We start from the raw sequence: 13,228 nt of genomic DNA, 5'->3' as shown, positions 1-13,228 counted from the left end.
AGGGGCGGAGATCGTCAGCTCTGTGCGGGCAGCACGCCCGTACCCCCGCCGGTGCCCGGCTCCAGCGCGTCGAGCGCGCGGCGCAGGCCGGTCAGCTTGCGTTCGAGGTGGGCGGCGGTGGCTACCGCGGCGGCGTCCGCGGATTCGTCGTCGAGCTGCTTGGAGAGCGCTTCGGCCTGCTCCTCGACCGCCGCGAGCCGCGCGGAGAGTTCGGCCAGCAGACCGGCCGGCTCCTTCTCGTGCTCGCCGCCCGCGTGGCCGTTGCCCTCCAACTGGAGCCGCAGCAGTGCGGCCTGCTCGCGGAGCTTGCAGTTCTTCATGTACAGCTCGACGAAGACCGAGACTTTGGCCCGCAGGACCCATGGGTCGAACGGCTTCGAGATGTAGTCCACCGCACCGGCCGCGTAGCCGCGGAAGGTGTGGTGCGGTCCGTGGTTGATCGCGGTGAGGAAGATGATCGGGATGTCCCGGGTCCGCTCCCGCCGCTTGATGTGCGCGGCTGTCTCGAAACCGTCCATGCCCGGCATCTGGACGTCCAGCAGAATGACCGCGAAGTCGTCCGTGAGCAGCGCTTTGAGCGCCTCCTCCCCTGACGATGCCCGGACCAGTGTCTGATCGAGCGCAGAGAGGATGGCCTCCAGCGCCAGCAGATTCTCCGGCCGGTCATCGACCAGGAGGATCTTGGCCTTCTGCACCATGGCCCGTCCTCCTCGCCCCGGAAATGCACCGGGTGCCGCCCCAGGGGACGACTCCCTTACGCCGTCCGTCCTTGTGCCGGTCATGGTAGCCGCACCCCGCCCGTCACCACACCCTGTCACCGCGATGTCACCGTGCACATACCGCAAACGCGGTTGGAGACCAGAAGGTTCCCCAGTACGGCGGGTTCACACCCGTTCGAGCACAGCCGGTCAACAACTGATGCTCATTTCTTCCCATCTCTATCACTCTCCGTGCATCCACTGCTCCATCACCGCAAGCAAGTGATCGGGATCGACCGGCTTCGTCACATAGTCGGAAGCCCCGCAATCGATGGCCTTCTCCCGGTCGCCCTTCATGGCCTTCGCGGTGAGCGCGACGATCGGCAACCCGGCGAACTGCGGCATCCGACGGATCGCGGTCGTCGTCGCGTAACCGTCCATCTCGGGCATCATGATGTCCATCAGCACGACCGTCACATCGTCGTGCTGCTCCAGGACTTCGATGCCCTCACGGCCGTTCTCCGCGTACAGCACCGCCAGTCCGTGCTGCTCCAGCACGCTGGTGAGCGCGAAGACGTTGCGGATGTCGTCGTCGACGATGAGGACCTTCTCACCGCGGAAGCGGAACGTCCGCCGGGGCTCCCTCTCCTCGGCCGCCGACTGGCCCTGCACTTGGCTCTCGCCCTGGCTCCCCTGCGCCTGCACCCACTCCTCCTGCTGCGGGGAGCTCTCGGGCGTGGTGCGGCCGGTCGGCAGCGCGGGCCTGCGGGCCGCGTCCTCCAGGGCCTTGCGCCGCCGCCGGAACATCCCGGCGGAGTTGGCCGGGTCGCCGAACGGAGCCGGCTGCCCCTGCGGGGACTGCACGTGCCCCATGTCGCCCGCGCCGCCCAGCACCTCGGCGGAACCGGAACCCACCGCCGGGTAGCCCTGGGGCGGCAGTTCGGCGCGGTGCAGCGGCAGGTACAGGGTGAAGGTGGAACCGCGTCCCGGCTCGCTCGCCGCGTGGATCTCGCCGCCGAGCAGCCGCGCGATCTCCCGGCTGATGGAGAGACCGAGGCCGGTGCCGCCGTACTTGCGGCTCGTCGTGCCGTCCGCCTGCTTGAACGCCTCGAAGATCACCAGCATCTTGCTGGACGCGATCCCGATGCCGGTGTCCGTGACCGAGAAGGCGATCAGATCGGCGTCCGCGTCCCGCAGCGAACCGGCCTCCAGCAGGTGCTCCCGGATCGCGTTGGGCACATCGGCACCGGCCGGCCGGATCACCAGCTCCACCGCACCGCCGTCGGTGAACTTCACCGCGTTGGAGAGCAGGTTGCGCAGCACCTGCAGCAGGCGCTGCTCGTCGGTGTGCAGCGTCGCGGGGAGCTCCGGCGACACCCGTACGGAGAAGTCGAGCCCCTTCTCCGCGGTGAGCGGGCGGAAGGTCGCCTCCACGTAGTCGACCAGCTGGACCAGCGCGATCCTGGTCGGGCTGACGTCCATCTTGCCCGCCTCGACCTTCGACAGGTCGAGGATGTCGTTGATCAGCTGGAGCAGGTCGGAGCCGGCCCCGTGGATCGTCTCGGCGAACTCCACCTGCTTCGGCGAGAGGTTGCCCTCTGCGTTGTCCGCCAGCAACTTGGCGAGGATCAGCAGCGAGTTCAGCGGCGTGCGCAGCTCGTGCGACATGTTCGCCAGGAACTCGGACTTGTAGCGCATCGAGACCGCGAGCTGCTCGGCCCGCTCCTCCAGCACCTGCCGCGCCTCCTCGATCTCGGTGTTCTTCACCTCGATGTCGCGGTTCTGCTGGGCCAGCAGCTCGGCCTTCTCCTCCAGTTCGGCGTTGGACTCCTGGAGGGCCTTCTGCCGGTTCTCCAACTCCTGCGAGCGGTCACGCAGTTGCTCGGTCAGCTCCTGCGACTGCTCCAGGAGCTTCTCGGTCTTGGTGTTGACGCTGATCGTGTTGACGCTCGTCGCGATCATCTCGGCGAGCTGGTTGAGGAAGTCCCGCTGGATATGCGTGAACGGCTGGAAAGAGGCCAGTTCGATCACGCCGAGGACCTTGCCCTCGAAGAGCACCGGCAGCACGATCACATGCGCCGGAGGAGCCTCGCCCAGCCCCGAGGAGATCTTCAGGTAGCCGGGCGGCACGTTGTCCACCTGGATCGTCCGCTTCTCCTCGGCCGCCGTCCCGATGAGCGTCTCACCGGGACGGAACGAGGTCGGCATCGAACCCGCGGAGTAGCCGTAACTCCCCCGCATCCGCAGTTCGTACGCGCTGGCCGCACCGTCGTCCGGACCCACCTCGTCCGAGTCGCCCGCGGTCATGGCCAGGAAGAACGCGCCGTGCTGCGCCGAGACCACCGGCGTCAGCTCGCTCATGATTAGCGAGGCCACGTCGTCCAGGTCGCGGCGGCCCTGCATCAGGCCGGAGATCCGGGCCAGGTTGCCCTTCAGCCAGTCCTGCTCCTTGTTGGCGAGGGTGGTGTCGCGCAGGTTCGCGATCATCGTGTTGATGTTGTCCTGGAGGACCTGGATCTCGCCGGCCGCGTCCACGTCGATCTTCAGGTTCAGATCACCGCGGGTCACCGCGGTGGCGACGGCCGCGATGGCGCGGACCTGACGGGTCAGGTTCCCGGCCATCTCGTTCACCGACTCGGTGAGGTCGCGCCAGGTGCCGTCGACGTCCCGCACCCGCGCCTGACCGCCCAGCTGCCCCTCCGTGCCCACCTCGCGGGCGACCCGGGTCACCTGCTCCGCGAACGAGGACAGCTGGTCGACCATCGTGTTGATGGTGTTCTTCAGCTCCTGGATCTCACCGCGCGCGTCGATGTCGATCTTCTTGGTCAGGTCGCCCTTGGCGATGGCGGTGGTGACCGTGGCGATCTGCCGCACCTGGCCGGTCAGATTGGAGGCCATCGAGTTCACGGACTCGGTGAGGTCCTTCCACGTACCGGCGACGCCCGGCACCCGCGCCTGGCCCCCCAGCTCGCCCTCCGTACCCACCTCGCGGGCCACACGCGTGACCTCGTCGGCGAACGAGGACAGCGTCGTCACCATCGTGTTGACCGTGTCGGCCAGCTCCGCGACCTCGCCGCGCGCCTCCACGGTGACCTTCTTCGTCAGATCACCGTTGGCGACCGCGGAGGAGACCCGGGAGATGTTGCGCACCTGGCTGGTCAGGTTGTTGGCCATCAGGTTGACGTTCTCGCTGAGGTCCTTCCAGATGCCGGTCGCCCCGCGCACCCGCGCCTGACCCCCGAGAATGCCCTCGGTACCCACCTCGCGGGCCACGCGCGAGACCTCGTCCGCGAAGTTCAGCAGCTGGTCGACCATCGTGTTGACGGTCGTGACCAGTTCCAGGATCTCGCCCTTGGCGTCGACGGTGATCTTCTTGGAGAGATCGCCCTTGGCGACCGCGGTGGTGACCTCGGCGATGTTGCGGACCTGGAGCGTCAGGTTGTTCGCCATGCCGTTGACGGACTGCGTGAGGTCCTTCCACGTACCGGAGACACCCTGGACCTCGGCCTGACCGCCGAGGATGCCCTCCGTACCCACCTCGCGGGCGACCCGCGTCACCTGCTCGGCGAAGTTGGACAGCTGGTCCACCATCGTGTTGAGGGTGTTCTTCAGCTCCAGGATCTCGCCCCGGGCGTCCACGTCGATCTTCTGCGACAGGTCACCGCGCGCCACCGCCGTGGCGACCTGCGCGATGTTACGGACCTGAGCGGTGAGGTTTCCGGCCATACCGTTCACCGAATCGGTGAGATCGCGCCACACCCCGGCCACGCCGGGCACCTGCGCCTGACCGCCCAGACGCCCGTCCGTACCCACCTCGCGTGCCACCCTGGTGACCTGGTCGGCGAAGGCGGAGAGCTGGTCGACCATCGTGTTGATGGTGTTCTTCAGCTCAAGGATCTCGCCCCGGGCGTCCACGTCGATCTTCTGCGACAGGTCGCCCCGCGCCACCGCCGTCGTCACCTGCGCGATCTGCCTCACCTGGGAGGTGAGATTGCCGGCCATGAAGTTGACGGAGTCCGTGAGTTCCTTCCACGTACCCGACACACCGTCCACGCGCGCCTGACCGCCGAGGCGGCCCTCGGTGCCCACGTCCCGGGCCATCCGCGTCACCTGGTCGGCGAAGCTGGACAGCTGCGCCACCATCGTGTTGACGGTGTTCTTCAGCTCCAGCATCTCCCCGGCCACGTCCACGGTGACCTTCTGCGACAGGTCACCGTTCGCGACAGCCGTGGTGACCTGCGCGATGTCCCGGACCTGACCGGTCAGGTTACGGAACGCGGTGTTCACCGAGTCGGTGAGGTCCTTCCACGTCCCCGCGGCTCCCGGCACCTCGGCCTGGCCGCCGAGCCGGCCCTCGACGCCGACCTCCCGGGCCACCCGGGTCACCTCGGAACCGAACGACTGGAGCTGGTCCACCATCGTGTTGACGGTGTTCTTCAGCTCCAGCATCTCCCCGGCCACGTCGACCGTGACCTTCTGCGACATGTCGCCGCTGGCCACCGCCGTCGTCACCTGCGCGATGTCGCGCACCTGCGTCGTCAGATTCCGGAAGACCGTGTTCACCGAGTCGGTGAGGTCCTTCCACGTCCCGGCCGCGCCCGGCACCTGCGCCTGACCGCCGAGCAGTCCCTCGCCACCGACCTCGCTCGCCACCCGCGTCACTTCGTCCGCGAAGGTGCGCAGCGTCTCGGTCATCTGGTTGATCGTCTCGGCGAGCTGCGCGACCTCGCCGCGTGCGCTCACCGTGACCTTCTGCGTCAGGTCACCGCTGGCGACCGCCGTCGTCACCTCCGCGATACCGCGCACCTGAGAGGTGAGGTTGCCCGCCATCGTGTTGACGGAGTCGGTGAGGTCCTTCCACACGCCCGCCACACCCGGCACGGTCGCCTGACCGCCCAGCTCGCCCTCCGTACCCACCTCACGGGCGACGCGTGTCACCTCGGAGGAGAACGAGGACAGCTGGTCGACCATCGTGTTGACGGTGTTCTTCAACTGGAGCATCTCGCCAGCCACATGGACGGTGACCTTCCGCGACAGATCGCCCTTGGCTACCGCCGTCGTCACCAACGCGATGTCCCGCACCTGGGCCGTCAGCCGGTACGCCATGGTGTTGACGGAGTCCGTGAGGTCCTTCCAGGACCCGGACATCCCGCGCACCTGCGCCTGGCCCCCGAGCTTGCCCTCGGTGCCCACCTCGACGGCGACCCGGGTCACCTGCTCGGTGAAGACCGACAGCTGGTCGACGAGGTTGTTGACCGTACGGGCGACCTTCAGGAACTCGCCGCGCAACGGCCGGACCGTCTCGTCCGTCGTGTGCGACCGCAGCTCCATCCGCTGCTCCAGATCACCGTCGGCGACCGCCGACAGCACCCGGCCCACTTCGGAGACCGGTCGCGCGAGATCGTCGACGAGCTCGTTGGAGGCGTCGATCGCGGCGGCCCAGGAACCCTCGCAGGCCCCCGTCTCCAACCGCTCCGTGAGCTTCCCCTCCCGGCCGACCACGCGCCGCACACGGGCCAACTCACCGGTGAGATGGAGGTTCCGGTCGGCGACCTCGTTGAAGACCGCCGAGATCTCCGTCATCACACCGTCGCCGGAGACGGTGAGCCGCCGGCGGAAGTTGCCGTCGCGCATCGCCGCGAGTCCCGCCAGCAGTCTGTTCAGAGCTGCCGCGTCGACCTCGACGGTGCCATTGCGCTGTTTTTTCACGGACTGTCCGCCTTTTGTACGCGCCTTCGAACCCTGCGCCGCCACGCCAGACTCCACCGTGTCCCTCCCGCAGGGGTTGACCGTTTCACTCGGGCCTATAAGGAAGCTTGCCCAGTTCCACTTTGGCTCACCGCCACAGCACACCGTCAACGGGCGACCGGGCGGACGTCAAATCGTTGCAACGTACCAGGCCGGGACCGGTCGGCGGGCAACGTGTCCCGGTTGCCCCCCATCCCTTGCACCCGGAGTCCATACTTGTGCGCCCGCGCACCACTACAAGACCGTCCTGTCCCGATCTCGGCCCTCGTGTAACCGGCACCCTCGCCGAACGTCTAGCCTGGCAAGCGAATCGAAGCGGCGATAAACGGGCACAGGACTCGGGAAAGTGACGAGACACCATATGGGGAGTGCTGTGATCACCGCGCGCGCGGCCGCCACCTTCGAACCGGTCGGGCGCTCTGTCGCGACCGCCCGCGCCTTCGTCCGGGACACGCTCCAGGGGTGGGGCTACAACGATGTCGTCGACGACGCCGTCGTCCTCACCAGTGAGCTCGTGACCAACGCCGTCGTGCACGCGGGGACGGCGGCCGACGTGCTGTGCCTGCGCAGCGCGGACGGCGTCCGCGTCGAGGTCGCCGACCACTATCCGGAACGCGAGGTCCCGCTCCAGAGCAACGGCCTCGACTTCGGCAGCCCCGACCGCGAGAACGGCCGCGGTCTGCTGCTCTGCGCCGCGCTGGCCTCCCGCTGGGGTGTCGAGTACTCCCCCACCCGTAAGCACGTCTGGTTCCAGCTGGACCTGCCCGACCGGCCCGTGGGCATCCGCTCCGCCGGCCCGGTCCTGCCCACCTCGCTGCTCCCCCTCACCGACCAGCGCGTGCGGGTCGCCGTCGTCCAGATCGACAGCACCGGCGCGATCAGCGCGTGGAACGACGACGCCGCGTACGTCTTCGGGCACACCGCGGAACAGGTCACCGGCAAGCAGTTCACCGACTTCGTGGCCTGGCCGCACACCCCGGGGACCAACACCGGCATCGCCGACGCCCTCCAGCTCTCCCGCTGGGAGGGCAGTTACGGAATCCGCGGCGCCGACGGCCGGACCATCGCCGTCTACTCCTCGCACCTGCGGGTCCGCGACACCGACGGCGAACCCTCCACGGTCTGTCTCCTCGTCCGCGACGACGAGCGCGCCGTGCTCCAGTCCCCCGTCCGCGCCCCGGTCTCCGACGCCTCCTCCGACAATCGCACAGCGGACCCGTTCGAGGTGTTCATCGGCTCCCCGGCCCCCGACGACCTCGACGGCCTCCTCCAGCGGACGGTCGAGCGGGCACGCGACATGCTCGACGCCGACGCGGCCTTCCTCCTGCTCGCGACGGACGACGAGACGGAGCTGGAGGTCCGCGCCACGACGGGCCTCCCCTCGGCCCGCCAGCGTTTCGCCCGGGTCCCCGTGGAAGCCGGGACGGGACGCTACGGCTCCGCCCGGATGCCGGCCGTCCACGAGGACCTCACGGCCGTCCCCGGCGCCGTGCCCCTGCTCACCGACACCGGCATGCGCTCGGTCGTCACGGTCCCGCTGAAGGTCGAGGGCCGCCTCACCGGCTCCCTCGGCGTCGCGGCGGAAGCGGCGGGCCGCTACACCAACGAGGAGGCCCTGCGCCTCCAGTTCGCGGCGGACCGCATCGCGCTGGCCGTGGAGTCCGCCCGCCTTGGCGAGCTGGAACGGCTGCGCCGCGGCTCCCTGTCCTTCCTCGTCGAGGCCTCCGACCTGCTGGCCGGCACGCTCGACCGGGACCAGACCCTCGCGCTCATGGCCCAGATGACGGTCCCGACGCTGGCCACCTGGTGCGCCGTCTACACGATCGCGGACCAGTCCTCCGAGCCGTACCTCTCCTACGTGCTCCACGAGGACGAGGACCTCATCGACGGGCTCAAGGCCCTGCTCTCCAAGATCGCCCCGCCGGATCCGGTACCGACCCCGGGCGCCCGGGTCTGGGCCGCGCCCTCGGAGGCCGGTCACCGTGCCGCGCTGACCACCTCGACCCGCAGCCTGCAGTACGACGCGCCGCTGAGCATGAGCACGGCCACCCGCACCATCCTCGCCACGGCCCAGGCCGTCGGCGGCGAGACGGTGGTCCTTCCGCTGGTCGCCCGCAACCGCGTGATCGGCATGCTGACGCTCGGGAAGCCCTCGGACGACCATTTCCGCCAGGAGATCCTGGAACTGGCCGAGGACCTCTCGCGCCGGGCCGCCCTGGCCCTGGACAACGCCCGGCTGTACTCGGAGCGCATGGCGATCAGCCAGTCCCTCCAGCGCAGCCTGCTGCCCCCGGGCCTCCCCGACGTGCCGAACGTCGAGATCGAGGTCATCTACCGCGCCGCGGGCGAGGGCAACGAGGTCGGCGGCGACTTCTACGACGTCTTCCCGATCAGCGACGGGGCATACGGCTTCGCCATCGGCGACGTCTGCGGTACCGGCCCCGAGGCCGCCGCCGTCACAGGCCTCGCCCGCCACGCGCTGCGCCTGCTGGCCCGTGAGGGCTTCGGCGGTCCGGCGGTCCTGGAGCGCCTCAACGCGGCGATCCTCGACGAGGGCGCCCGCAGCCGCTTCCTGACCCTCCTGTACGGCGAGCTGTGGCCCCAGGAGGACGGCAGCGCCCTCCTGAAGGTCGTCTGCGCCGGCCACCCGCTGCCGCTGCGCCTGTGCCAGGACGGCTCCGTCGAGTCCGCCGCGGAACCGCAGCCCCTGCTCGGCGTCATCGAGGACCTCGACCTGTACGAGCAGGAGGTCGTCCTCAACCCGGGCGATGTCCTGCTGTGCGTCACGGACGGCGTCACCGAGCGCCGCGAGGGAAGCCGCATGCTGGGCGACGACGGCCTCGCGGACGTCCTGTCGACCTGTACGGGCCTGACGGCCGGAGCGGTCGCCTCACGCATTCTGCGGGCCGTGGAACGCTTCGCGGCGGAGCCGGCCTCGGACGACATGGCGATCCTCGCCATGCGCGTCCCGGAACCGCCCCGCGTCTGACCGTCAACGTGAAAGGCCCCCGCCAGTGGCGGGGGCCTTTCGTGTTTCTCTGAGCCCCAATGCGGAATCGAACCGCAGACCTTCTCCTTACCATGGAGACGCTCTACCGACTGAGCTATTGGGGCCTCGTTGCGCTGTGGCAACGAGGTAAACCATACACGGGATCCAGGGATGCTCACAATCCCGGCCGGCCGGGGTCGCGGCTCTCGGGCGCCCCTCGTTCGCGCGGGTCATGCGGGTCACGCGTCACGCGTCATGCGGGTCACGCGCGGACCGGCTGCATGGTCGTCGATCGGTCCTGGAACGCAGGAAAGCCCCGCACCAAAAGGTGCGGGGCTTTCCCGGAAAAATTGTTCGGCGGCGTCCTACTCTCCCACAGGGTCCCCCCTGCAGTACCATCGGCGCTGAAAGGCTTAGCTTCCGGGTTCGGAATGTAACCGGGCGTTTCCCTAACGCAATGACCACCGAAACACTATGAAATTAACCAACACCGGATGAAAACACGGCCGTTCGTTATTTCAGAACTAACACAGTGGACGCGAGCAACTGAGGACAAGCCCTCGGCCTATTAGTACCAGTCAGCTCCACCCGTTGCCGGGCTTCCACATCTGGCCTATCAACCCAGTCGTCTACTGGGAGCCTTAACCCTTCAAGAGGGTGGGAATACTCATCTCGAAGCAGGCTTCCCGCTTAGATGCTTTCAGCGGTTATCCTTTCCGAACGTAGCCAACCAGCCATGCCCTTGGCAGGACAACTGGCACACCAGAGGTTCGTCCGTCCCGGTCCTCTCGTACTAGGGACAGCCCTTCTCAATATTCCTGCGCGCGCAGCGGATAGGGACCGAACTGTCTCACGACGTTCTAAACCCAGCTCGCGTACCGCTTTAATGGGCGAACAGCCCAACCCTTGGGACCGACTCCAGCCCCAGGATGCGACGAGCCGACATCGAGGTGCCAAACCATCCCGTCGATATGGACTCTTGGGGAAGATCAGCCTGTTATCCCCGGGGTACCTTTTATCCGTTGAGCGACAGCGCTTCCACAAGCCACTGCCGGATCACTAGTCCCGACTTTCGTCCCTGCTCGACCCGTCGGTCTCACAGTCAAGCTCCCTTGTGCACTTACACTCAACACCTGATTGCCAACCAGGCTGAGGGAACCTTTGGGCGCCTCCGTTACTCTTTAGGAGGCAACCGCCCCAGTTAAACTACCCATCAGACACTGTCCCTGATCCGGATCACGGACCCAGGTTAGACATCCAGCACGACCAGAGTGGTATTTCAACGACGACTCCACAACCACTGGCGTGGCCGCTTCAAAGTCTCCCACCTATCCTACACAAGCCGAACCGAACACCAATATCAAACTATAGTAAAGGTCCCGGGGTCTTTCCGTCCTGCTGCGCGAAACGAGCATCTTTACTCGTAGTGCAATTTCACCGGGCCTATGGTTGAGACAGTCGAGAAGTCGTTACGCCATTCGTGCAGGTCGGAACTTACCCGACAAGGAATTTCGCTACCTTAGGATGGTTATAGTTACCACCGCCGTTTACTGGCGCTTAAGTTCTCAGCTTCGCCACCCCGAAAGGCAGCTAACCGGTCCCCTTAACGTTCCAGCACCGGGCAGGCGTCAGTCCGTATACATCGCCTTACGGCTTCGCACGGACCTGTGTTTTTAGTAAACAGTCGCTTCTCGCTGGTCTCTGCGGCCACCCCCAGCTCAAGCAGCAAGTGCTATCACCAGTGATGGCCCCCCTTCTCCCGAAGTTACGGGGGCATTTTGCCGAGTTCCTTAACCATAGTTCACCCGAACGCCTCGGTATTCTCTACCTGACCACCTGAGTCGGTTTAGGGTACGGGCCGCCATGAAACTCGCTAGAGGCTTTTCTCGACAGCATAGGATCATCCACTTCACCACAATCGGCTCGGCATCAGGTCTCACCCTTATATGTGTGACGGATTTACCTACCACACGGGCTACACCCTTACCCCGGGACAACCACCGCCCGGGCTGGACTACCTTCCTGCGTCACCCCATCGCTTACCTACTACAAGTCTGGTTCATCGGCTCCACCACTACCCTCAACTCCGAAGAGATCGGGCCGGCTTCACGGACTTAGCATCGCCTGATTCAGTACTGGGCGTTTCAAAGCGGGTACCGGAATATCAACCGGTTGTCCATCGACTACGCCTGTCGGCCTCGCCTTAGGTCCCGACTTACCCTGGGCAGATCAGCTTGACCCAGGAACCCTTAGTCAATCGGCGCACACGTTTCTCACGTGTGTATCGCTACTCATGCCTGCATTCTCACTCGTGAACCGTCCACAACTCGCTTCCGCGGCTGCTTCACCCGGCACACGACGCTCCCCTACCCATCCATACGGGCGTTGGCCCTATGTGTATGAATGACACGACTTCGGCGGTACGCTTGAGCCCCGCTACATTGTCGGCGCGGAATCACTTGACCAGTGAGCTATTACGCACTCTTTCAAGGGTGGCTGCTTCTAAGCCAACCTCCTGGTTGTCTCTGCGACTCCACATCCTTTCCCACTTAGCGTACGCTTAGGGGCCTTAGTCGATGCTCTGGGCTGTTTCCCTCTCGACCATGGAGCTTATCCCCCACAGTCTCACTGCCGCGCTCTCACTTACCGGCATTCGGAGTTTGGCTAAGGTCAGTAACCCGGTAGGGCCCATCGCCTATCCAGTGCTCTACCTCCGGCAAGAAACACACGACGCTGCACCTAAATGCATTTCGGGGAGAACCAGCTATCACGGAGTTTGATTGGCCTTTCACCCCTAACCACAGGTCATCCCCCAGGTTTTCAACCCTGGTGGGTTCGGTCCTCCACGAAGTCTTACCTCCGCTTCAACCTGCCCATGGCTAGATCACTCCGCTTCGGGTCTAGAGCGTGCAACTCAATCGCCCTATTCGGACTCGCTTTCGCTACGGCTTCCCCACACGGGTTAACCTCGCTACACACCGCTAACTCGCAGGCTCATTCTTCAAAAGGCACGCAGTCACGACTGCATGTGCAAGCACATACAGCGACGCTCCCACGGCTTGTAGGCACACGGTTTCAGGTACTATTTCACTCCGCTCCCGCGGTACTTTTCACCATTCCCTCACGGTACTATCCGCTATCGGTCACCAGGGAATATTTAGGCTTAGCGGGTGGTCCCGCCAGATTCACACGGGATTTCTCGGGCCCCGTGCTACTTGGGTGTCTCTCAAACGAGCCGTTGATGTTTCAGCTACGGGGGTCTTACCCTCTACGCCGGACCTTTCGCATGTCCTTCGCCTACATCAACGGTTTCTGACTCGTCTCACAGCCGGCAGACTATGAAAGAGAGATCCCACAACCCCGCATGCGCAACCCCTGCCGGGTATCACACGCATACGGTTTGGCCTCATCCAGTTTCGCTCGCCACTACTCCCGGAATCACGGTTGTTTTCTCTTCCTGAGGGTACTGAGATGTTTCACTTCCCCTCGTTCCCTCCACACTGCCTATGTGTTCAGCAGCGGGTGACAGCCCATGACGACTGCCGGGTTTCCCCATTCGGAAACCCCCGGATCAAAGCTTGGTTGACAGCTCCCCGGGGACTATCGTGGCCTCCCACGTCCTTCATCGGTTCCTGGTGCCAAGGCATCCACCGTGCGCCCTTAAAAACTTGGCCACAGATGCTCGCGTCCACTGTGCAGTTCTCAAACAACGACCAGCCACCCATCACCCCACCCATACAGGCGAGTTCACTGGGGCCGGCAACCGAAGGACAGACTCAAACGAGCCCGTACC

The 13,228-nt window shown here is 65.7% G+C and carries 3 protein-coding genes, 1 tRNA gene and 2 rRNA genes; 1 reads left to right on the top strand and 5 read right to left on the bottom strand.

The window, feature by feature from the left end:
• Window positions 1–14: 14 nt before the first annotated feature.
• Window positions 15–698, bottom strand: coding sequence for a response regulator (locus AC3CH1_RS21175; protein WP_488464330.1), 684 nt, complete (start codon window positions 696–698; stop codon window positions 15–17).
• Between the two features lie 243 nt (window positions 699–941).
• A complete protein-coding gene (locus AC3CH1_RS21170) occupies window positions 942–6,407 on the bottom strand; it encodes a HAMP domain-containing protein (protein ID WP_488464329.1) in 5,466 nt (1,821 codons plus the stop codon).
• Between the two features lie 400 nt (window positions 6,408–6,807).
• Between AC3CH1_RS21170 and AC3CH1_RS21165 the strand changes: the two genes are divergently transcribed.
• Window positions 6,808–9,435 carry a SpoIIE family protein phosphatase gene (locus AC3CH1_RS21165; protein WP_488464328.1) on the top strand — a complete coding sequence of 876 codons (2,628 nt, stop codon included), beginning with the start codon at window positions 6,808–6,810 and terminating at the stop codon, window positions 9,433–9,435.
• A gap of 52 nt (window positions 9,436–9,487) precedes the next feature.
• On the opposite strand, the gene AC3CH1_RS21160 is transcribed toward AC3CH1_RS21165, so the two are convergent.
• The 3 genes from AC3CH1_RS21160 to AC3CH1_RS21150 form a co-directional block, all read right to left on the bottom strand.
• Window positions 9,488–9,560 (bottom strand) — tRNA-Thr (locus tag AC3CH1_RS21160).
• 227 nt (window positions 9,561–9,787) lie between these two features.
• Window positions 9,788–9,904: ribosomal RNA gene (gene rrf / locus AC3CH1_RS21155) — 5S ribosomal RNA — on the bottom strand.
• A gap of 79 nt (window positions 9,905–9,983) precedes the next feature.
• A 23S ribosomal RNA gene (locus AC3CH1_RS21150) occupies window positions 9,984–13,109 on the bottom strand.
• Window positions 13,110–13,228: the final 119 nt, after the last annotated feature.

It is taken from the genome of Streptomyces sp. MGP-P1, assembly GCF_057766565.1.
This window is presented reverse-complemented; position numbering and strand designations above follow the sequence as displayed.